Consider the following 19,809-nt stretch of genomic DNA (forward strand, 5'->3'; position numbering starts at 1 on the left):
CTCACGCTCCGGACGGACCGGGAGGCCCGGTGGCCGGGGGCTCGTCGTCCAGCCCCTCCGCCAGCACCTCCGCCAGGTGGCGGGCCCGCACGCCGCCCAGTTGCTCCAACTGCGTCCGGCAGGAGAACCCGTCCGCCAGGAACTCCGTACCGAGCTCCGCGGACCGTACCGACGGCAGCAACTGTTCCTCCGCACACGCCACCGACACCTCCCAATGGCCCCGTTCGAAGCCGAAGTTCCCCGCCAGCCCACAACAGCCTCCGCTCAACTCGCCGGCCAGCCCGGCCCGTTCGCGCAACCGGCGGTCCGCCGCGTCACCCAGGACGGCGTGCTGGTGGCAGTGCGTCTGACCGGCGACCGGGCGGTCCAGGCGAGGCGGCCGCCAGTCGGGGGCGTACTCCTCCAGGTACTCCGCCAAGGTCCGGACCGAGCCCGCGAGTCCGGCGGCGCGGGGGTCGTCCGGGAGGAGCTCCGGCACGTCGGTGCGGAGGGTGGCGGCGCAGCTCGGTTCGAGGACGACGAGCGGCTCGCCGCACAGGTCGCCCATCCGGTCCAGGGTGCGGCGCATCACCCTGCGGGCCTTGTCCAGCTGGCCCGTCGACACATACGTGAGGCCGCAGCACAGCCCGCGGCCGGGCAGCAGCGGTCTTCGGCCCGCCGCCTCCAGGACCCGGACCGCCGCCCGCCCCACCTCGGGCGAGAGGTGGGTGGTGAAGGTGTCGGGCCAGAGGGCGACCGCCCGGTCGTCCGGCGGGATCACCGCGCCGCTGCCCCGGTGCCGCCGGAACCACCGGGTGAACGTCTCGCGCGCCAGGACCGGGAGTGCGCGCTCCGGGGCGATCCCCGCCAGTCGTTTCGCCAGGGCCGCCGCCGGGCGCAGCCGGGCCGACGCGTTCAGTGCGCCCGCGAACGGGGCGGCGAGCCGCAGCCACGTCGGCAGCCGCCCCATCGCGTAGTGGGCGGCCGGGCGCAGCCGCCCCCGGTAGTGGTGGTGCAGGAACTCCGCCTTGTACGTGGCCATGTCGACGCCCACCGGGCAGTCGCCGCGGCAGCCCTTGCAGGACAGGCAGAGGTCGAGCGCGTCGCGCACCTCCGTCGACCGCCAGCCGTCCGTGATCACCTCGCCCGCGAGCATCTCGTGCAGCAGCCGGGCCCGGCCGCGGGTGGAGTGGGCCTCCTCGCCGGTCGCCCGGAAGGACGGGCACATCACACCCGGGCCCGCCGGTTCCGCCGTACGGCATGCGGCGACACCGACGCATCGGCGTACCGCCGAGGAGAAGTCCCCGCCGTCGTGCGGGTATCCGAACGCGACCTCCACCGGGCGCTTCGGCAGCACCTCGAAGCGGAGGTTCTCGTCGAGCCGGGCGGGGCGGGCCAGGACGCCGGGGTTCATGCCGCCGTCCGGGTCCCAGATGTCCTTGAACCGGGCGAAGAGGGCTACCAGTTCGTCCCCGTACATGCGCGGGAGCAGTTCGGCGCGGGCCTGGCCGTCGCCGTGCTCCCCGCTCAGTGATCCGCCGTGCGCGACGACCAGGTCCGCCAGTTCTTCGGAGAAGCGGCGGAAGCGGGCCACTCCTTCGGCGGTCAGCAGGTCGAAGTCGATCCGTACGTGGATGCAGCCGTCGCCGAAGTGACCGTACGGGGTGCCGCGCAGACCGTGGGCGGCGAGCAGGGCGCGGAAGTCGCGGAGGTACGGGCCGAGGCGTGCGGGCGGTACGGCGCAGTCCTCCCAGCCGGGCCACGCCTCCGTGCCGTCCGGCATCCGGGTGGCGGTGCCCGCCGCGTTCTCGCGGATGCGCCACAGGGTCCGCTGCCCAGCCGGGTCGGTGACGACCGCGCCGTCCAGCGCGTCCGCCGCCCGCAGGACCCGCTCGGCGTGCGCCCGCGCCTCGGCCGGGGTGGCGCCGCCCGTCTCGACGAAGAGCCAGGCCGCGCCGCGCGGCAGCCCGGCCGGCTCCCGCACGAGATCGGCGGCCATGCCCTCCACGGTCAGGGGGCGGTACGGGAGCAGGCCGGGGGCGGCCTCGGCGGCGGCGGCCTCGTCCGCGTAACCGAGTACGGCGAGCACGCGGGCCGCCGGTGCCTCGACCAGCCGTACGGTCGCCTCCGTCACCACACCGAGGGTGCCCTCGCTGCCGCAGAAGGCGCGGGCGAGGTCGGCCCCGCGCTCGGGCAGGAGCGCGTCCAGGGCGTATCCGGAGATGCGGCGCGGGAGTTCGGGGAATCCGGTCCGGAGCAGGGCCAGATTCGCGCCGATGAGCTCGGGGAGCCCGGGTGGTCCGGTGGGGAGTGCGGGGAGCCCGGCGGGGGTCCCGGGGGCCCCGGGGAGCTCCGTGGGGAGTGCGGGCTCCCGGCCCCGGCCCGCCCGGAGCGTGTCGCCGCCGTAGCGGGCCACGGTCAGGCCGTGCACGTTGTCGGCGGTGGTGCCCCACGCGACCGAGTGCGCGCCGCAGGAGTTGTTCCCGATCATGCCGCCCAGCGTGCAGCGGCTGTGCGTGGAGGGGTCCGGGCCGAAGGTGAGACCGTGCGGGGCGGCGGCGGCCCGCAGGTCGTCCAGGACCACGCCCGGCTGGACGACCGCGGTGCGCGACCCGGCGTCCAGCTCGACGATCCTGCGCATGTGGCGCGTGAGGTCGAGGACGACGCCGGTGCCGGTGGCCTGCCCGGCGATCGAGGTGCCACCGCCGCGCGGGACCACGGGCACCTCGTGCCGGCGGCAGACGACGAGCGCGGCGGCCACGTCGTCGGCGTCGCGCGGGGTGACGACGCCGAACGGCACGCGGCGGTAGTTGGAGGCGTCCATCGTCGTCAACGCCCGTGCGGTGGGGCCGAAGTCGACCTCTCCGCGGACCGCGGCGCGCAGGGCCTGTGCGAGTGCGTCGCGTTCCGTCGGTTTCTGATGTGCGGCCATGGGCCCAGGATGCCGTTGATCCGGTCACTCGGCGGCCCCGCGTCCGCGCGAGTCCCCCAAATACGTCAATACGTCGGAATACGTCGGACACGTAGTCACATACGTGACAGAGAACGCCACAAGCACTTCCCAAAGCGCGCGTCAATTCTCATATAGTGACCCCGACTTGCCTGGGAATTATCAGCTCCAGTTGTCGTGTTCACCCCCTCCGTACTGAACTGTCCTGATCCGCCCGTTCGTTCCGTCCGCCCCCTAGGACTCCACTTGAGCCCCTCATCCCGGCCGACCGCACTGGCCCTGCTGATCTCACTGGCCGTCACCGGTTCCCTGTGCCTGTGGGCGGTCGCCGCCGCCCCCGACTCGGTGCGGACCACGGCGGCCTGGGGGGCGGGCGCCGCCGCCGTGCTGCTGTCCGCCGCCGTGGCCACCGCCGTCCATGCCCGCGCCACCGCGAACCGGTTGCGCGCCCGCCTCGCGGCGGAGACCCAGCGGTTCACCGGCGAGATCAGCCGGCTCGTGTCCGCCTCCGCGGCCGAGGGGCAGCGGTTCACCGCCGAGACGGCCCGCATCAAGGCCGCCGCCGAGGCCGAGACCGCGCGGATCTCCTCGCAGGCCGCCGCCGACGTCGCGCGGTTCACCGGTGAGGTCGGGCGGCTCACCGCCCGCGCGGCCCGCAGCGACACCGAGCGCTCCGCCGCGGTCGCCGCCTGCGCCAACGCCGCCGGCCGGATGCAGGCCCTGGCCACCAGCATGCTCGCCGACCTGCGCGAGATGGAGCACCGGCACGCCGCCGAGGACGTGCTCGGCGACCTGCTCCACCTGGACCACCGCACCGCCCAGGCGGGCCGGCTCGCCGACTCCATCGCCGTGCTGACCGGCGCCCGCTCCGGACGGCGCTGGGCGAAGCCGATCGTGATGGAGTCGATCCTGCGCGGCGCGATGGGCCGGATCAGCGGATACCAGCGGGTACGCCTCCACTCGACCAGCGACGTCGCGGTCGCCGGCCACGCCGCCGAGGGTGTCATGCACGCACTCGCCGAACTCCTGGACAACGCCGCCAACTTCTCGCCGCCCACGGCAGAGGTCCATGTGTACGTCGAGGAGGTACCGGCCGGCATCGTCCTCACCGTCGAGGACAGCGGCCTGGTCATGAGCGATGTGCAGCTGCGCCGCGCCGAAAGCGCGGTGTCGGCCGCCAACCAGGACCTGACAAGGCTCTCCGGCACCCGGCTCGGCCTCGCCGTCGTCGGCCGGCTGGCCCGCAAGCACGGTCTGACCGTGTCGTTCCGGCCGTCCGCACGCGGCGGCACGGGCGCCCTGATGATGCTTCCGCAGGAGCTCCTCAACCGGACCGCGGCACCGGTCCCGGCCCCGGCGTCCGCGCCGACGGCCACCGAGCCGGCGTCCGCGCCGAAGACCGCCGAGCCCGTGTCCGCGCCGATGCCCGAGCCGGAGCCCGCGCACGGCACGGCCGCCGCCGCCTCCACGGCTCCCCCGGCCTCCACCGCTCCCCCGGCCGATCCCCAGCACCCGCAGAACTCGGCACCGGCAGCCGCCCCGGCCCTCTCGGACTCCCCCTCCGAGACCACCCGCAACCTCCCCCGGTTCGGCGAGAGCGGGCTCCCCAAGCGCCCCCGCGGCCGCACCCTCGCCGCCGCCGAGGCCCGCGCCGGCGCCCACTCCGGCGACGCCGAGGCCCCCCGGCCCCGTACCGCCGACCCCAAGGAACAGGCAGCCCGCTTCAGCAGCTTCCGCCAGGCTGTCCGGCCCAATCCCCCGCACCCGGAAGAAGGCAACACCCGATGACCGCGACCACCGACGAGAAGCTCAACTGGCTGCTGGAGGGGCTCCTGGAGCGCACCCCCGGCACCCGCCACGCCCTCGTCCTGTCCAGGGACGGCCTCAAGCTGTGCCGTACCCCCGAGCTCTCCGTCGACCAGGCCGACCAGTTGGCCGCGATCTCGGCCGGGATCCAGAGCCTGTCGCACGGCGCGTCCGTCGAGTTCGGTGACGGCTCCGGCGGCGTACGGTCCGCGATGGCCGAGTTCTACGGCGGCGTGCTGTTCATCGTCGAGGCGGGCGCGGGCGCCCATCTCGCGGTCGTCGCCTCCGACGAGGCCGACGTCGGCCTCATCGGCCACAACATGAGCGAACTCGTCGAGCAGCTCGGCGAGCACCTGAGTGCTCCGCCCCGCTCCTCCCCGGTCGCCGGTGCCGCCGAGACTCCCGCCGCGGCCGTCGACGCGACAGCGAACGTATGACCCGCCCCCGCCCCGGCCGGGACGACGACCCGGACCGGCTGTACACCCTCACCGGTGGCCGCAGCCGGTCCGATTCGGACGCGTTCGACCTGGTGACGCTGGTGGTCTCCGAGTGCGAGCCGACCCCCGGCATGCAGTCGGAGCACGTCACGATCCTGCGGATGTGCCAACTGCCCACCGCGGTCGTGGAGATCGCGGCGGGCCTCGGCCTGCCCGTCAGCATCGTCCGGATCATGCTGTCCGATCTGCTGGACACCGGCCGGATCAGCGCTCGCCACCCCCGTACCGCCCGTGTCGCGGACCGGCTCCCCGACCCCGACATCCTGGAACAGGTGCTCGTTGGACTCCGCAACCTCTGACCGTGCCGCCCTGCAGGCGACGGCCGACAACGGACTGAAGATCGTCGTCGTCGGCGGCTTCGGGGTGGGCAAGACCACCATGGTCCGTTCCGTCAGCGAAATCCGGCCGCTGAACACGGAAGAGACCATGACCCGCGCGGGCGAGGCCGTCGACCACCTCGACGGCGTGCAGTCGAAGACGTCCACGACCGTCGCCTTCGACTTCGGCCGGATCTCGCTCGACGAACGCTCGGTGCTGTACCTCTTCGGCGCCCCCGGCCAGGAACGGTTCTGGTTCCTGTGGGACCGGCTGTTCTCGGGCACGCTCGGCGCCGTCGTCCTCGTCGACACCCGCCGGCTCGCCGACTCCTGGTACGCGATCGACCGCCTGGAGCACCACGGCACGCCGTTCATCGTGGCGTGCAACGACTTCGGCGGCCCGCTCCACACCGAACAGCAGATACGGGAGGCGCTCGACCTCTCGGTCGACGTACCCCTGGTGGAGTGCGACGCCCGGGACCGTTCGTCCAGCAAATACGTACTGATCACGCTGGTCGAGTACCTGCACGCCCTCTCACGGGGCAGCGCCCCCGCCCCGTCCGCCGCCCGTCCGGAGACCACGCCGGAGAAGACCCCGGAGCCCACCTCGTGACCCAGCCCCCGGCGCCGTCCGCCGGCTGCCCCGTGTCCCAGGGCCGCGTGCCGCTCTCCGGCCCCCGGTTCCAGACCGAACCGACCCGGCTGTACCGGGAGATGCGCCGCGACCACGGCGCCGTGGCGCCCGTCGTCCTCGACGGCGACATACCCGCCTGGCTCGTGCTCGGCTACCGCGAACTGCACCAGGTCACCGGTGACCCGGTGCTGTTCAGCCGCGACTCCGACCTGTGGAACCAGTGGGACCGCATCCCCGACGACTGGCCGCTGCTGCCGATGATCGGCCGCAAGCAGCCGTCGATCCTCTACACGGTCGGCCCCCGGCACACCGAGCGCGCCGCGATGATCAGCAACGCGCTGGAGTCCGTCGACCCGTTCGCCCTGAAGCGGTACGCGGAGGAGTTCGCCGACGGACTCATCGACCGGTTCTGCTCCACGGGCGGAACCGAGATCGTCGCCGAGTACACGATGCTGCTCCCCGCCCTCGTCCTGGCGAAGATCTACGGCTTCAGCGACACCGTCGGCCACGCGCTCGTCGGCTCGCTCAACGACATGATCGACGGCCGGGAGCGGGCGCTGGCCGGCCAGCAGCACCTCGCCTCGTCCATGTTCCAGCTGCTGGCCGACAAGCACGCCGAGCCCGGCGACGACGTCGCCTCGCGGATGATCGCCGACCGCGGCCACTTCACCGACGAGGAGGTCGCCCAGGACCTGATGGTCATGATGGCCGCGGGCCACCAGCCGACCGCCGACTGGATCGGCAACTCGCTGCGGCTGATGCTCACCGACGACCGGTTCGCCGCCTCCCTCTCGGGTGGCCGGCACAGCGTCGCCGAGGCCATGAACGAGGTGCTCTGGGAGGACACCCCGACACAGAACGTCGCGGGCCGCTGGGCCTCGCGCGACATCCATCTCGGCGGGCGCCACATCCAGGCGGGCGACCTGCTGCTGCTGGGCATCGCCGCCGCCAACGCGGACCCGCAGGTCCGCACCGACGGCTCCGCGCTGACCGGCGGCAACAACGCGTTCCTCTCCTTCGGCCACGGCGAGCACCGCTGCCCGTTCCCGGCCCAGGAAACCGCCGAGGTCATCGCCCGTACCGGCATCGAGGTCCTGCTGGACCGGCTCCCGGACATCGACCTCGCCGTCCCCGCCGAGCGGCTCACCCGGCGCCCGTCCCCGTGGCTGCGGGGCCTGACGGACCTGCCGGTGGTCTTCACGCCCACCCCCGCCGTCGGAACCGTCACCGCACCCGCCGTCAGACCCGCCACCGGAGGCCAGAGATGACCCGGATCGCCCTCGACCCCTTCGTCACCGACCTCGACGGCGAGAGCGCCCGGCTGCGGGCGGCGGGCCCGCTCGCCGAGGTGGAACTGCCGGGCGGGGTGCACTGCTACGCGGTCACCCGCCACGCGGAGGCCCGGCAACTGCTCACCGACAGCCGGATCGTGAAGGACATCGACGTCTGGGGCGCCTGGCAGCGCGGCGAGATACCGATGGACTGGCCGCTGATCGGCCTCGCCAACCCCGGCCGCTCCATGCTCACGGTCGACGGCACGGACCACCGCCGGCTGCGCACCCTGGTGGCGCAGGCGCTGACCGTGAAGCGGGTCGAGCGGCTGCGGGCCGGCATCGAGGCGCTGACCACGGCGAGCCTGGACCGGCTGGCCGCGCTGCCCAAGGGCGAGAAGGTCGACCTGAAGGCGGAGTTCGCGTACCCGCTGCCGATGAACGTGATCAGCGAACTGATGGGCGTGGACCGCGCGGACCACCCCCGGCTGAAGGAGCTCTTCGAGAAGTTCTTCTCGACGCAGACGCCGCCGGAGGAGGTCCCGCAGATGATGGCGGACCTCGGCGCGCTCTTCGCGAAGATCGTCGACGCCAAGCGGGAGAACCCGGGCGACGACCTGACCAGCGCCCTGATCGCGGCCTCCGAGGACGGCGACCAGCTCACCGACGAGGAGATCGTCAACACCCTCCAGCTGATCATCGCGGCCGGTCACGAGACCACGATCAGCCTGATCGTCAACGCCGTCGTCGCCCTCCAGACCCACCCCGAGCAGCGCGAGCAGGTGCTGAGCGGACAGGTGCCGTGGGAGAACGCGATCGAGGAGACCCTGCGCTGGAACACCCCCACGTCCCATGTCCTGATCCGGTTCGCCACGGAGGACGTCGAGGTGGGCGACCAGGTCCTGCCGAAGGGCGAGGCGCTGATCGTCTCCTTCGGCGCGCTCGGCCGCGACGAGGCGCAGCACGGGCCGACGGCCGGGGACTTCGACGTCACCCGCTCCCCCAACCGCCACATCGCGTTCGGCCACGGCCCGCACGTCTGCCCGGGTGCGGCGCTCTCCCGGCTGGAGGCGGGGGTGGCCCTGCCCGCGCTGTACGAGCGGTTCCCGGATCTGGAGCTCGCCGTCCCCGCGTCCGAGCTGCGGAACAAGCCGATCGTCACCCAGAACGACCTGTACGACCTGCCGGTGGAACTGGGCTGAGCCGGCGGTCCCCGGTGCGCCGTCAACGGACCGGGGCGGCTGTCCCATCGGGCCGGATCGGGCGTCCCGACGGACCGGATCGGGCGTCTCCACGGACCCGGAGCAAGTGTCGCAACGCACCGGAGCAGGTGTCTCAACGCACCGGGGCGGGTGTCTCATCGGACGGACACGGTCCTCGACCGTGCCCGTGAGGTACTACGCTCCGGTCCGTGGCCGATATCCAGATTCCCGCTGACATCAAGCCCGCCGACGGACGCTTCGGCGCCGGTCCTTCCAAGGTGCGGACGGAGGCGCTCGACGCGCTGGCCGCCACCGGTACGTCTCTTCTCGGTACGTCCCACCGCCAGGCCCCGGTCAAGAACCTGGTCGGCGCGGTGCGTCAGGGCGTACGCGAACTCTTCTCCCTCCCCGAGGGATACGAGGTGATCCTGGGCAACGGCGGGTCCACCGCCTTCTGGGACATCGCGACGCACGGACTCATCGAGACGAAGTCCCAGCACCTCACCTTCGGCGAGTTCTCGTCGAAGTTCGCGAAGGCCGCCAAGCTCGCCCCGTGGCTGGCCGACCCGACCGTGATCGCCTCCGACCCGGGCACCCACCCGGACCCGCGCGCCGAGGCGGGCGTGGACGTCTACGCGTTCACGCACAACGAGACCTCGACCGGTGTCGCGGCGCCGGTCAAGCGTGTCGCGGGCGCCGACGAGGGCTCCCTGGTCCTGGTGGACGCCACCTCGGGTGCCGGCGGCCTGCCGGTCGACATCACCGAGTCGGACGTCTACTACTTCGCTCCGCAGAAGTCCTTCGCCTCCGACGGCGGCCTCTGGATCGGCGTCTTCTCCCCGGCGGCCCTGGAGCGCGCCGCGCGCGTCCACACGTCGGGCCGCCACATCCCGGAGTTCTTCAGCCTGCCCACGGCGATCGACAACTCCCTCAAGAACCAGACGTACAACACCCCGGCCCTGGCCACGCTGTTCCTCCTGAACGAGCAGCTGACCTGGCTGAACACCCAGGGCGGCCTGGACTTCTCGGTCCGCCGCACGGCCACCTCGGCGCGGAACCTGTACGGCTGGGCGGAGGAGTCCAAGTACGCGACCCCGTTCGTCACCGACCCGGCGAAGCGCTCGCAGGTCATCGGCACGATCGACTTCGCGGACGAGATCGACGCCGCGGCCGTCGCCAAGGCGCTGCGCGCCAACGGCATCGTCGACACCGAGCCGTACCGCAAGCTGGGCCGCAACCAGCTGCGTGTGGCGATGTTCCCGGCGATCGACCCGGCGGACATCCAGGCGCTGACGGCCTGCATCGACTACGTGATCGAGAAGCTGTAGCGCCTACGCGGTGACGCATACGGAGGGCCCCGCGCACATCAGCTGCGCGGGGCCCTCCGCCGTTCACCTGCCCGGGTGAACGCGGTGTCTTCCGGGCACGGGCGGCCGGGTCGTCCGACGCCGATGACCTCGACAACGCCGAGTCGGGAGGCCCGTATTGAAATCATTGCTCCAAACAGCCAACAGCCTCATGGAGCAGCATCCGGCCGCCCCCGCGCCTGATCACCCGGCCGCCGTCACCAGGACCTCCCGTAGCCGGGTTATGCCCGGGGCCCATTCCTTGTCCCCCGCGTCGTCCCACAGCTCGCGCAGCTCCGAGTTCTCGCCCAGCACCGCGTCGAGGGCCTTCACCGCGAGGGGGCGCAGGTCCGTCGCGAGGACGGGCAGCGGCTTGTCGGGGCCGTACGCGGTGGTCACCGGCTCGCCGCCCGGACACTGGGAGGCGACCAGCGCGGCCGCCGCGACCGCGATACCCCCTTCGTCGCTCTCCAGGTAGGTTGCCCCGATCGCGAGGGTCAGCGCGTTGCGGATCACCGCTTCCCGCCCGGCCTCCGGCGTGTCGTCGATCCGCCCCGAGAAGTCCGCGGCGGTGTCGTTGTCGAAATGACCGATGTCCCAGGTACCCATGAGGCCCCTCCGTGAGCGCTGTTCCCCCGGTGATCGCCACCGAGGGGCACCATCCTCACAGCCACCACTGACAACGGCGGCGGGTCAGCCCTCTCCCCTGCTCCGCTCCCAGCGCCGTTCGCCGTCGCACCACTGCTCCGTCGGCACCAGCCCCGCCGCGGCGGCCACGGCGGCGGACGCGGCGTGGTCCGGATGGATGTGGGCGACGACGGTGCGCACGGACCCCGTCCCCGCCCCCAGCAGGTGCGCCACCAGCCCCGTCGCGACCTCCTTCGCGTAGCCCCGCCCCTGCCACCGCGTCCCCACCACCCAGGCGATCTCCGCCTCCGCGTCCGGCTCGTTCACCGTGGCCTGTACCCAGCCGGCCAGGCGGCCCTCGTCCCGTACCCGCAGCACCCAGTTCCACCAGCGTTCCGCAGGGTCGGGGGAGCCGGACTCCCAGCGGGTGTAGCGGGCTTGGAGAGCGTGGAGGTCTTCCGGGGCTCCGCCCGTGTAGGTGTGCAGGGCCGGGTCGGCGAGGACCGTCGCCATCTCTTCGGCGTGCGCGGTGCGCAGCGGCAGTGCGTCGAGCCGCTCGGTGGAAAAGGCCTCGGGCCCATGGTTCGTCATGGTGCCCGACCCTATGTGCACCGGTCGGCCGTCGACTCAGCGGTTCAGCCGCTGGAACCGCCGCACCGCCGGCGGCGGGAACAGCGCGGTCAGTGCCGGTGGCCGCACCACCGCCATCAGCAGGGCATGTCCTTCGACCCAGGTGCCGCCGCTCGCCACCGGTTTACCGAAGAGTTCGCGGGTCGTCGAGGCTCGGCCTGCGCAGCCCGATGTCCTCGGCCCCGATGCGTTTGTCCTGGAAGCGGCGGCGATCCGCTGATGGCGGCGCTCTGAGAGGACGCCTTTAGCTACGGGAACGACCACTTCACGTTCGGCCTGCACCGTCTGGTCGACGGCTTCGACGTACTCGTCGAGCGATGCGCCGAGGAGGGACGCGGGCGGGGAGCCCAGGGGTGACGCGGTGCGGGGATGCGAGCCCCGCACCGCCGGAAGGCCGGGCGGCGGTCAGCCGCGGTTTCGGCGCCGGTTCATGAAGACGAGTGCGCCCACGGCGGCGAGCACCAGTACACCGACCAGGGTGCTGCCCTTCGTCCGATCGCCGCTCCCGCCACCGGCGGACGACGACGCACCGCCGCGGTCCGTGGACGGCGACGTGCCGTTGCCACCGCCGCTGCCACCGCCGCGGCCGCCGGCGATGTCCACCCGCACCACATCGCTCCGCTTCCCCTCCGTGCCGAACATCAGCGCCGAGCCGTCCGCCGTGTACGTCACCGACTCGGCCTGCCGCTGGAACGGCGCCCCGATCGCGTGGTCGGCGCCGAGCCTGCCGTGCTCGAAGACGTAGCCGCGGGCGCTGAAGTACGAGCGCAGCACCAGCTCCTTGCCGTCCGGCGAGAACGCCCCGTCCGTCACCCACGGCACCTCCCCCACCCTCCGGAAGACGTTGGTGGTGCCGGTGGTGAGCTCGGCGGGGCCCTCGTACAGCCCGCCGCCGCCCTCGTTCTTCGACGCGATGTAGACGCGTCCGGTCGTGGGGTGGACCATCAGCGCCTCGGCGTTGCGCGGGCCGTCCGCGTACTTCACGTCGAACTGGGTGGCGTCGACCGTCGCGTCCCGCAGCTGCTTCGGCTCCGGGAAGCAGTAGATCCAGACGTGGTCCCAGCTGCCGTTCAGGTTGTCGCCGATGTCACCGACGTACAGATTGCCGTCCGGCCCGAGCGAGATGGCCTCCACGTCGCGCGGCCGGCCCACCCCCCGCATGGTGATCGTCGCGACGGTCTTCCCGGTGCGGGAGTCGACGGCGTAGACGTACGGCCCATCGTCGCTGTCGTTGTGCGTCCAGTAGATGCCGGGGTGGGCGCGGCTGGCGGCGAGGCCGCTGGATTCGGTGATCCGGGGGTCCTCGATCGTGAAGCTCCGATCGGCTCCGTCTCCGGCCGCCACGGCGGGAGCCGCCCCGGCGAGGAGGAGCAGCGCGGCGGCTCCGGACACAGTCAGGTACGAACGCATGCCACAAGTGTCCATCGTCACGTCGCAGGCCGGAGGAGTGATCCGCGATGATGACGCCATGCGTTTCATGTTTGTCGGCGATTCCATGACGATCGGCTGCGCCGGCGACTTCACCTGGCGCTACCGGATGTGGCAGCACCTCGCTTCCACCCTCGGCACCCCGTTCGCGATCGTCGGCCCGCGCAGCGAGCTGTACGACACCGGGGTGGACACCCCCCTGTCGTACATGTACGGCGCACCGGACTTCCCCGTCGACGCCCGCGCCCATCTGGCCGGGTGGGGTGAGGGCTGGCTGCACATGGCCCCGGTGATCGCCGGTGCGGTCGCCGAGCACCGCACGGACGTCCTGCTCGTCTCGCTCGGCCTGATAGACCTCGGGTTCTACACGGACAGTGCCCGGACCGCCCAGAACGCGAGGGCGTTCATCACGGCGGCCCGCACCGCGAACCCGCACGTCAAGATGGTGCTCCTGCCCGTGATACCGAACATACGGGCCGAGTCGGACACCCCGTTCGCCGCCGAGTGCGGCCGCTTCAACGAACTGCTGGCGAAGGCCGTCGCCGACCTCGACGACCCGACGTCCCCGGTCCTGCTGGCCTCCCGCCCGCCGGGATACGACATCCACCGCGACACGTACGACGGGACGCACCCCGGCCCCACCGGCGAACACAAGCTGGCGGCCGCGTTCGCCGACGCGATGCACCAGGCGTGGGGCCTGGGCGGCCCCTACGCGCCCCGTCCGTAGCCGGCCAAGAGAGGTCGAGGAGACCCGACATGACAGGAACAGCCACCCGCTACCTCTATCTCGCCCGGCACGGCGAGGCGCAGGCCCCGGCGGAAGCGGACGCGGACGCGGACGACGCCGTGCTGACGGAGAACGGCCGCCGCCAGGCGCAGCTGCTGGGCCGGCGGCTCCGGGAGCGCCCCCTCTCGGCGATACACCACGGCCCGCTGCCCCGGGCCGCCGAGACCGCGCGGCTGATCGGCGATCAGCTCGGCGACGTCCCCCTGCGGGTCGCGGAGACCGCCGGGGACTACGTCCCCCACTTCCCGGACCGGACCGAACTGCCGCCGGACGGCGCCGACACCTTCCTCCGCTTCCTCGAACCGTGCACGGCCGAAGAGCGCGTGCAGGGACCGGAGTTGGCGCGCCAGGCCCTGGAGGCGTACACCGGCCCGGTGGCGGGCGACGAGGACGTCCACGAACTGGTCGTCACCCACAACTTCCTGGTGGCATGGCTGGTACGGCACGCCATGGCCGCACCGGAATGGCGCTGGCTCGGGCTGCACCACGGCAACGCGTCACTGACGGTCATCCGCTACTGCCCCGACCGCCCGGCATCGGTCCTGGTCTGCAACGACATGCGGCACCTCCCCGACGAGCTGTGCTGGACGGGTTTCCCGCCGGACCTGCGCTGCTGAGAGCCCGCCCGCCACCCCGGCCCCCCGGCCTCCTGCACCTCACCGCGCCGAGGGCCGGGCCCTCACATGCATCCGCTCCCCCTGCTGCCCGAACAGGCTGAGGAATTCGACCGGATCGGGTCCGGCGCTGGCCCACGCGTGCGGCGTACGCGTGTCGAACTCGGCCACCTCACCGGCCGCGAGCACCAGATCGTGCTCGCCCAGCACCAGCCGCAGCCGCCCCGCCAGTACGTACACCCACTCGTACCCCTCGTGCACCCGCTGCTCCAGCGGACCCGTCGCCCCGCGCCCGCCGGGCAGGATCTGCTTGTACGCGTGCAGCCCGCCGAGGTGCCGGGTCAGCGGCACGAAGGTCATGCCGTCCCGGGTGAAGGGACGGAAGTGGATGCGCGGGTCGCCGGTGGCCGGGGCGCCGACGAGTTCGTCCAACTGCACCCCGTACGCCTTGGCCAGGGGCAGCAGCAGTTCGAGCGTGGGCTTGCGGCCGCCCGATTCCAGGCGCGAGAGGGTGCTGAGGGAGATCCCGGTCGTCTCGCTGAGCTGCGCCAGAGTCGTGCCGCGTTCCTGACGCAGGGCGCGCAACCGCGGCCCGACGCCCGTCAGGACGGTCGAGATCTCGTCGTCCGTACGTGCCCCGGGCTCTCCGTGCTCTGCGTCTTCGTCCATCTCGCCATTATTCGCCGTCCCCCGTCCCCGTCCCCGTTGCCGTCCCGGCGACGGGGCGTGTCAGGACGGCAGGATCATGGCCAGCGAGAGCCGGGTGAGCTCGTCGGTCAGCCACTCGGCGTCGACCTGCCGGGGCCGTCGGCCGTGGTGGGCCATCAGTTCGTCCACCGAGTGGTTCAGCACCGCGACGGTCACGGCGTGGTCGCTCGCCACCGCCTCGCCCCGCCGCACGGCGCGCTCGGCCTCGGAGGTCAGGAACTCGATCCACATCGCCCGCCAGGTCGCGAGGTGGCTGTCCACCTCGTGGCTCACCCCCAGCGCCTCGACGAACGCCACCCTGGCCGCGCACCGGTCCTCGGTGACGGCCTTCACGTACGCGTCGAACAGCAGCCGGACCCGTTCCGATGTGGGGCAGTCCTCCATCCCCTCGGCCATCAGGGCGTTCTCGGCGGCGCGCAGCCCATGGGTCGCCACCTCGTCGTAGATCGCCATCAGGAGCACCTCCCGCGAGACGAACTCCTGTTGGAAGACGTGGACGGGCACCTTCGCGTGCTCGCACAGGTCCTCGATGCTCGTGCGCGCGTACCCGTACACGGCGAACAACTGGCATCCGGCGCGCAGGAGTCGGTCTCGCGCGTCCGGCCCCTCCACGGCCTGCCCGGCCGCCCCGTTCCGCTGGTTCGCCACGACACCCACCATCGGTCCTCCTTAGTCGTCCGTACCGCCGTCCCCCACTCTCCACGCTCAGCCCCGCCGGTGGGGTGTCCGCCACGCACTCGACCACGCGTAGGGAGGCACCTTCGTCAAGTCCGAATGCGCATCGAACCGTTGCTGCTACGGTGTGACTTTCTCGGCCCCCGGCCGGTGCGCGCGCACAAGCGGAAGCACCGGACGACCGGTGACGCCGGGGCGTCACCGGCCATGGGGCCGCTCCTGTCAGGCCTTGGTGGTGCAGATCGTGTTGTACGGCCTGCCCGGACTCGGGAACAGGTCCAGCGGGCGGTCGGTCCCGGGCGGGCATTCCTCGGCCGTCTTCGTCAGGTCGAGCACCTTGCTCACCCCGCTGCCCCCGCTGCCGCAGGCGACTTCCTTGGCCTGGTCGTCCACGCAGTCGCCCTTCACCAGCTGGCCGCCGCCCGCGCCCGCGTTACCGGGGTGGTCGCCGGTGAGGTTGCGGCCGCAGATGGTCTTGCTGGGGATGCCCGCGCTCGCGTCGCTGTTGCCGATGGCGACCTTCACCGAGATGATCGCGTCCGTCCCGGCCGGGCACTGGATGGAGTCGGAGAACAGGGCACCGTCCTTGATCACCAGGGCCTTGATCGTCGCCTTCGAGTCGTCGCAGCCCATGGCCTGGTAGCCGTCCTTCGACTCGCTGTGGTCGGGTCCGGCGCAGTCACCGACCTTCCAGTCCTTGGCCTCGTGGCTCCCCCCGTCGGACGACTGGCTGCAGGCGGTGGCGGCGCCCAGGACGAGGGCGAGCGCGAGCACCGCCTTCGAGCAGTCCCGGAGAGCCGTACGAGAACCGCGCCGCGTCGAGGAAACGGTGCTGCTGCTTCGGCTGCCGCCCCGGAATCGCGTGCTGCCGTTGACGCTCAATGCTGCTCCTCGGGTTGGTGACGGGGACGTGGCCCGCATGGTGGCGCGCGCATGCCGGCGCGCACATGGTGACGCGCGCGTGAGGACGACGGGAACGAGCGCCGCGGTTCCCGGGACGGGCCGACCGGTCCACGAAGGACCGGCGCGGGAGCGAGCGGGGAACTCCCGCCGCCCGTACGTGACTTGGTACGTCAGCGCAGCCGGGGCGGTGCCGTGAACGCGACGTCCGCGGCGTGGGCGGCGACCTCCAGCTCGCTGCCGAGTGCCCATTCGGCAACCCGTGAGACCGCGGCGGCCGGGACCATGCCACTGATGCCGGGTGCGGCCGGGATGTCGTGCGTCGCGTGGGCGTCGTGCGGCATGACGACCCGGTATCCCCGCGCCAGCGCCGTACGGGCGGTCGCCTGGACGCACATCTCGGACATCACGCCGCAGATGGCGAGCGCCCGCACCCCGGAGTCGGTCAACAGGCCGCCCAGCGGCGTCCCGTGGAACCCGTCGTCCACGGTCTTGCGGATCACGGCCTCCGCGGGACCGGTCTCGACCGGGTGGTGGAGTTCCCAGCCGGGTGTGTGGGACTCGTCGCCCGCCCCGGGCTCCCCGTCGTTCTGGATGTGCACGACGAGCGCCCCGCCCCTCCGTGCCCGCGCGATCAGATCCGCCGTCCGGTCCACGAGCCGGTCCGCCTCGGGCACCGCCCTGTCGCCGGAGACGGCGGCGGCCTGGACATCCACGACGAGCAGGGCTTCCACGGGCAACGCGCGACTGGTCATTCCGTCATCATGTCTGTGCGCGCCGGGCACTTCCACAGGGTTTTGAACCACCTCGGCCGCCCCGGTCCCGGCGGTCACCGGCCCCCGTCGCGGGGGCTGTTCGGCAGCGATACCGGTCGCCGCGAGGATGCGATGCCGCGCGCCACAAGGACGCCGCGCCCGTCCGGCGTCGCCGGGACGCCTTCCTCCGGCCCCCGCACGGCAGAACGTTCAGCCGGAGGCCAGAACACGGTCGAACGTCCTGCGGCCCGCGCGTCTGGTTCGCCGATCCGCACCGGGGCCGGGACCGGGAGCGGAAGGCGCGGAGCCGGCACCGGCAGCCACCGCTGCTCGCTGCGCAGCAGGGACGTACCGCATGTCGCGAGAGCGCGTCCCGCACATGTCTCACGATCACCCTGCTCCCGGGCATTCGGTCATGTCCGGCTCGTTCGGTGCGGCCGCCTTGTCCATCAGGGCGTAGAGGTGTTTCTTGTAGAGCTCCTCCCACTGCCCGTCCGCCATGATCCTGCCCAGCGCGGAACACACTTCGGTCTTCAGTTCCTTTTCCTCGGGCTTCATGGCCACCCCGTAGCCCTCCGCTCCCGGACCGCTCGGGAGCCGCTTCAGTCGCTTCGAGTCGTTCTTGACGAATCCGGCGACGATGACGTCGTCCGTGCTCACCGCATATACATCCCATGCCGGACTCAGCACGCGCTTCACGCATTCCTCGTAGCTGTTCGGCGGCGTTTTCGTCATGGTGAATTTCGCCTCGGGGAGCCAGTCCACGTACGTCGACCCCCTGGCGGTGCACACCTCCAGGTTGTCCCGCATCAGGTCACTGGAGTCCTCGACCCTGTGCAGCTTCGTCTTCGTGCTCACCAGAAAGCTCCGGTTGGCCACGTAGTACGGGCCCGCGAAGGCGACGCTGTACTCGGGCAGCTGCGCGTGTTTCCTCTTCTCCGTGATGCTGTACGTGGCAATGACCAGGTCCACCGCACCGCTGTGCAGGAGGCTGCTCCGGTTCTCGGTGTTCACGGGCTTGAACTCGACATCGTCGCGGCTGTAGCCCAGGTCTTTCCCGATGGCGTAGGCCATATCGATCTCATAGCCCCGGTACGGCTTGTGCGCAGGCTTCTCGCTGAGTCCGGGCTGATCGTCCTTGACGCCGACCTTCAGGGTCTCGTGCGTCGCTCTGTACTTCTTCTGTACCTCGGCGCCGCCTCCCGGTCCGGCATTCGCGTGCGTGCCCGTTTCGCCGCCCGACTGGAACCGGTCCACCGCGTACCAGCCGACACCCGCCAGCAGGGCGGCACACAGCACTGCGGCCGAGATCCTCCGCCCGCCTCCGCCTCGCGCCTTCGGTGCCGGGACGACGGCCGACGGCGGCGCAGAGGGCGGCACAGAGGGCGGCTCCGACGGCAGCACGGGCACCGGCGCAGGCACCGGCGCCGGTGGTACGGATTGCGGAGGCGGTACGACTACGGGGTCCGGCGGGCGGACCGGGCCGGAGCTCCGCGACGACTGCGCCTCCGGAGCCTCGGACTCCTGGAGGACCGCCCGGAGCATCTCCTCCGCCTCCGCAGCACCCAGGCGCTGCCGGGGATCCTTGCGCAGCAGCTCTTCCACCACCGGGACCAGCGGCCCGGCGTACCTCATGCGCGGCAGGGGCGACTCGCACACGGAGATCAGGAACTCCACCGGGGACAGCCCGTCGAACGGGGTCCTGCCCTCGACCATCTCGTACAGCGTGATGCCCAGCGCCCACAGGTCGGATGCGGGCGTCGCGACACGCGGCTGGGCCGACAGGCGGTCGAACAGCTCGGGCGCCAGATACTTCATCGTCCCGACCAGCTCCCCGGACCGGGTGACCGGCACGGCGCCGTCGAAGGTCGCGATCCCGAAGTCCGTCAGGATCGCGAACTCGTCCGGCCGGAAGAGGACGTTGTGCGGCTTCACGTCCCGGTGGACGACCCCCGCTTCATGCACCGCCCGCAGCCCGCGCAGTACCTGAAGACCGATCCTGGCCGTCCGCCGCACCGTGAGCTGCTGCTCCGCACGCAGCAGATCGGCCAGCGAATGGGCGTTGAGCAGCTCCATCACGATCCAGACCTGGCTGTCGGTCTCGACCCTGTCGTGCACCGCCACCACGTTCTGGTGCTTGATCCTCGCGATGGCCTCCGCCTCGCGCCGCGCCCGTTTCATCAGCTGCACCTGCGTGCCGGCCCCCACGGCGCCCCGGTCGAGCAGGCCCTTCACGGCGACCTTCCGGTTGAGGCGTGTGTCCAGGGCTTCCCAGACCTCGCCCATCCCGCCGTGTCCGAGCCGGTGCAGGAGCTGGTAGCGGTGGTCGATCATCTCGTACGGCGCGGTCACCGTCTCCGGCATCGGCTGAGGCCGCTCCGCGCCGTCCCGCCCGCCGCCGCCGCCGCCCGTACCGCGGTCCGCCGTGCCGTCGCTGTGCATGCGATCCCCTGTCCGCTTCATGGATCAACCGCGCCCAGACTAAGGGCTGTCCCGTAGCCCCTGGCGGCAGCGCCACATCCGCACCGGGCAGGCGCACTTGGCACCGCGCCGATACCGGCCCCCCTTACCCTTCCCGGGCCACCACCTCCAGAACCGGTTCATGCGGCAGGCCACCGCCCGCGATCCCGATCCGCGCGACCGGGCCTGCCCGGGAGTCGGTGAACTGCACGGCCCCGTACGC

18 protein-coding genes and 1 pseudogene are annotated in these 19,809 nt (G+C 72.1%); 9 read left to right on the forward strand and 10 right to left on the reverse strand.

Features of this window, described 5'->3' with window-relative positions:
* Nucleotide 1: 1 nt before the first annotated feature.
* Nucleotides 2-2,911, reverse strand: a complete 2,910-nt coding sequence (locus ACFVT1_RS02325) for an FAD-binding and (Fe-S)-binding domain-containing protein (RefSeq protein ID WP_389791730.1) — start codon at nt 2,909-2,911, stop codon at nt 2-4.
* A gap of 264 nt (nt 2,912-3,175) precedes the next feature.
* Here ACFVT1_RS02325 and ACFVT1_RS02330 point away from each other — a divergent pair, with 264 nt between their 5' ends.
* The 7 genes from ACFVT1_RS02330 (at nt 3,176) to serC (ending at nt 9,984) form a co-directional block, all read left to right on the forward strand.
* Complete coding sequence (locus tag ACFVT1_RS02330) at nt 3,176-4,717, forward strand: sensor histidine kinase (RefSeq protein WP_389791732.1); 1,542 nt, start codon at nt 3,176-3,178, stop codon at nt 4,715-4,717.
* Nucleotides 4,714-5,172, forward strand: a complete 459-nt coding sequence (locus ACFVT1_RS02335) for a roadblock/LC7 domain-containing protein (protein ID WP_362195381.1) — start codon at nt 4,714-4,716, stop codon at nt 5,170-5,172. The genes ACFVT1_RS02330 and ACFVT1_RS02335 overlap by 4 nt, the downstream gene beginning before the upstream one ends.
* Entirely contained in the window at nt 5,169-5,531 is a 363-nt protein-coding gene (locus tag ACFVT1_RS02340; protein WP_362195378.1) for a DUF742 domain-containing protein, read from the forward strand. Before ACFVT1_RS02335 ends, ACFVT1_RS02340 begins: the two co-directional genes overlap by 4 nt.
* On the forward strand, nt 5,512-6,162 hold the full coding sequence (locus ACFVT1_RS02345) for an ATP/GTP-binding protein (RefSeq protein WP_389791734.1): 651 nt from the start codon (nt 5,512-5,514) through the stop codon (nt 6,160-6,162). Before ACFVT1_RS02340 ends, ACFVT1_RS02345 begins: the two co-directional genes overlap by 20 nt.
* Entirely contained in the window at nt 6,159-7,451 is a 1,293-nt protein-coding gene (locus ACFVT1_RS02350; RefSeq protein ID WP_389791736.1) for a cytochrome P450, read from the forward strand. The genes ACFVT1_RS02345 and ACFVT1_RS02350 overlap by 4 nt, the downstream gene beginning before the upstream one ends.
* The gene (locus tag ACFVT1_RS02355; protein WP_389791738.1) at nt 7,448-8,656 is read left to right on the forward strand and encodes a cytochrome P450; all 1,209 of its coding nucleotides are present in this window, start codon (nt 7,448-7,450) and stop codon (nt 8,654-8,656) included. The genes ACFVT1_RS02350 and ACFVT1_RS02355 overlap by 4 nt, the downstream gene beginning before the upstream one ends.
* 209 nt (nt 8,657-8,865) lie before the next feature.
* Nucleotides 8,866-9,984, forward strand: a complete 1,119-nt coding sequence (gene serC, locus ACFVT1_RS02360; RefSeq protein WP_389791740.1) for a phosphoserine transaminase — start codon at nt 8,866-8,868, stop codon at nt 9,982-9,984.
* Nucleotides 9,985-10,206: 222 nt separating this feature from the next.
* On the opposite strand, the gene ACFVT1_RS02365 is transcribed toward serC, so the two are convergent.
* The 4 genes and pseudogenes from ACFVT1_RS02365 to ACFVT1_RS02380 form a co-directional block, all read right to left on the reverse strand.
* Nucleotides 10,207-10,611, reverse strand: coding sequence for a DUF4259 domain-containing protein (locus tag ACFVT1_RS02365; protein ID WP_389791742.1), 405 nt, complete (start codon nt 10,609-10,611; stop codon nt 10,207-10,209).
* 84 nt (nt 10,612-10,695) lie between these two features.
* Nucleotides 10,696-11,220 (reverse strand): GNAT family N-acetyltransferase, encoded by a 525-nt coding sequence (locus ACFVT1_RS02370; RefSeq protein ID WP_389791744.1) that lies wholly within the window; start codon nt 11,218-11,220, stop codon nt 10,696-10,698.
* 36 nt (nt 11,221-11,256) lie between these two features.
* Nucleotides 11,257-11,412: pseudogene (locus tag ACFVT1_RS02375) on the reverse strand (ABC transporter permease); the annotation flags it as partial.
* Between the two features lie 252 nt (nt 11,413-11,664).
* A complete protein-coding gene (locus ACFVT1_RS02380; RefSeq protein WP_389791746.1) occupies nt 11,665-12,669 on the reverse strand; it encodes a WD40 repeat domain-containing protein in 1,005 nt (334 codons plus the stop codon).
* A gap of 58 nt (nt 12,670-12,727) precedes the next feature.
* Between ACFVT1_RS02380 and ACFVT1_RS02385 the strand changes: the two genes are divergently transcribed.
* Together ACFVT1_RS02385 and ACFVT1_RS02390 are read left to right on the forward strand one after the other, a co-directional pair.
* Nucleotides 12,728-13,414, forward strand: a complete 687-nt coding sequence (locus ACFVT1_RS02385; RefSeq protein ID WP_389791747.1) for a GDSL-type esterase/lipase family protein — start codon at nt 12,728-12,730, stop codon at nt 13,412-13,414.
* A 29-nt stretch (nt 13,415-13,443) separates the two neighbouring features.
* Nucleotides 13,444-14,091: a histidine phosphatase family protein gene (locus tag ACFVT1_RS02390; protein WP_389791749.1), complete on the forward strand. Its 648-nt coding sequence runs from the start codon at nt 13,444-13,446 to the stop codon at nt 14,089-14,091.
* Nucleotides 14,092-14,130: 39 nt separating this feature from the next.
* Here the strand turns inward: ACFVT1_RS02390 and ACFVT1_RS02395 are convergent, their stop codons facing one another.
* The 5 genes from ACFVT1_RS02395 to ACFVT1_RS02415 form a co-directional block, all read right to left on the reverse strand.
* Nucleotides 14,131-14,757: a helix-turn-helix domain-containing protein gene (locus ACFVT1_RS02395; RefSeq protein ID WP_389791751.1), complete on the reverse strand. Its 627-nt coding sequence runs from the start codon at nt 14,755-14,757 to the stop codon at nt 14,131-14,133.
* 60 nt (nt 14,758-14,817) lie between these two features.
* Nucleotides 14,818-15,456, reverse strand: coding sequence for a TetR/AcrR family transcriptional regulator (locus tag ACFVT1_RS02400; RefSeq protein WP_389791753.1), 639 nt, complete (start codon nt 15,454-15,456; stop codon nt 14,818-14,820).
* A gap of 237 nt (nt 15,457-15,693) precedes the next feature.
* On the reverse strand, nt 15,694-16,353 hold the full coding sequence (locus ACFVT1_RS02405; protein WP_389791755.1) for a hypothetical protein: 660 nt from the start codon (nt 16,351-16,353) through the stop codon (nt 15,694-15,696).
* 191 nt (nt 16,354-16,544) lie between these two features.
* The gene (locus tag ACFVT1_RS02410) at nt 16,545-17,126 is read right to left on the reverse strand and encodes an isochorismatase family protein (RefSeq protein WP_389791757.1); all 582 of its coding nucleotides are present in this window, start codon (nt 17,124-17,126) and stop codon (nt 16,545-16,547) included.
* Nucleotides 17,127-17,516: 390 nt separating this feature from the next.
* A complete protein-coding gene (locus ACFVT1_RS02415; protein WP_389791759.1) occupies nt 17,517-19,568 on the reverse strand; it encodes a serine/threonine-protein kinase in 2,052 nt (683 codons plus the stop codon).
* Nucleotides 19,569-19,809: the final 241 nt, after the last annotated feature.

It is taken from the genome of Streptomyces sp. NPDC057963 (assembly GCF_042887155.1).
Lineage (GTDB): Bacteria > Actinomycetota > Actinomycetes > Streptomycetales > Streptomycetaceae > Streptomyces.

Excerpts from the sequence above, each read along its gene's own strand:
- ACFVT1_RS02325 (WP_389791730.1), bottom strand. The coding sequence starts at position 2,911 with ATGGCCGCACATCAGAAACCGACGGAACGCGACGCACTCGCACAGGCC.
- ACFVT1_RS02335 (WP_362195381.1), top strand. The coding sequence starts at position 4,714 with ATGACCGCGACCACCGACGAGAAGCTCAACTGGCTGCTGGAGGGGCTC.
- ACFVT1_RS02340 (WP_362195378.1), top strand. The coding sequence starts at position 5,169 with ATGACCCGCCCCCGCCCCGGCCGGGACGACGACCCGGACCGGCTGTAC.
- ACFVT1_RS02355 (WP_389791738.1), top strand. The coding sequence starts at position 7,448 with ATGACCCGGATCGCCCTCGACCCCTTCGTCACCGACCTCGACGGCGAG.
- ACFVT1_RS02365 (WP_389791742.1), bottom strand. The coding sequence starts at position 10,611 with ATGGGTACCTGGGACATCGGTCATTTCGACAACGACACCGCCGCGGAC.
- ACFVT1_RS02370 (WP_389791744.1), bottom strand. The coding sequence starts at position 11,220 with ATGACGAACCATGGGCCCGAGGCCTTTTCCACCGAGCGGCTCGACGCA.
- ACFVT1_RS02380 (WP_389791746.1), bottom strand. The coding sequence starts at position 12,669 with ATGCGTTCGTACCTGACTGTGTCCGGAGCCGCCGCGCTGCTCCTCCTC.
- ACFVT1_RS02385 (WP_389791747.1), top strand. The coding sequence starts at position 12,728 with ATGCGTTTCATGTTTGTCGGCGATTCCATGACGATCGGCTGCGCCGGC.
- ACFVT1_RS02390 (WP_389791749.1), top strand. The coding sequence starts at position 13,444 with ATGACAGGAACAGCCACCCGCTACCTCTATCTCGCCCGGCACGGCGAG.
- ACFVT1_RS02395 (WP_389791751.1), bottom strand. The coding sequence starts at position 14,757 with ATGGACGAAGACGCAGAGCACGGAGAGCCCGGGGCACGTACGGACGAC.
- ACFVT1_RS02400 (WP_389791753.1), bottom strand. The coding sequence starts at position 15,456 with ATGGTGGGTGTCGTGGCGAACCAGCGGAACGGGGCGGCCGGGCAGGCC.
- ACFVT1_RS02410 (WP_389791757.1), bottom strand. The coding sequence starts at position 17,126 with ATGACCAGTCGCGCGTTGCCCGTGGAAGCCCTGCTCGTCGTGGATGTC.
- ACFVT1_RS02415 (WP_389791759.1), bottom strand. The coding sequence starts at position 19,568 with ATGCACAGCGACGGCACGGCGGACCGCGGTACGGGCGGCGGCGGCGGC.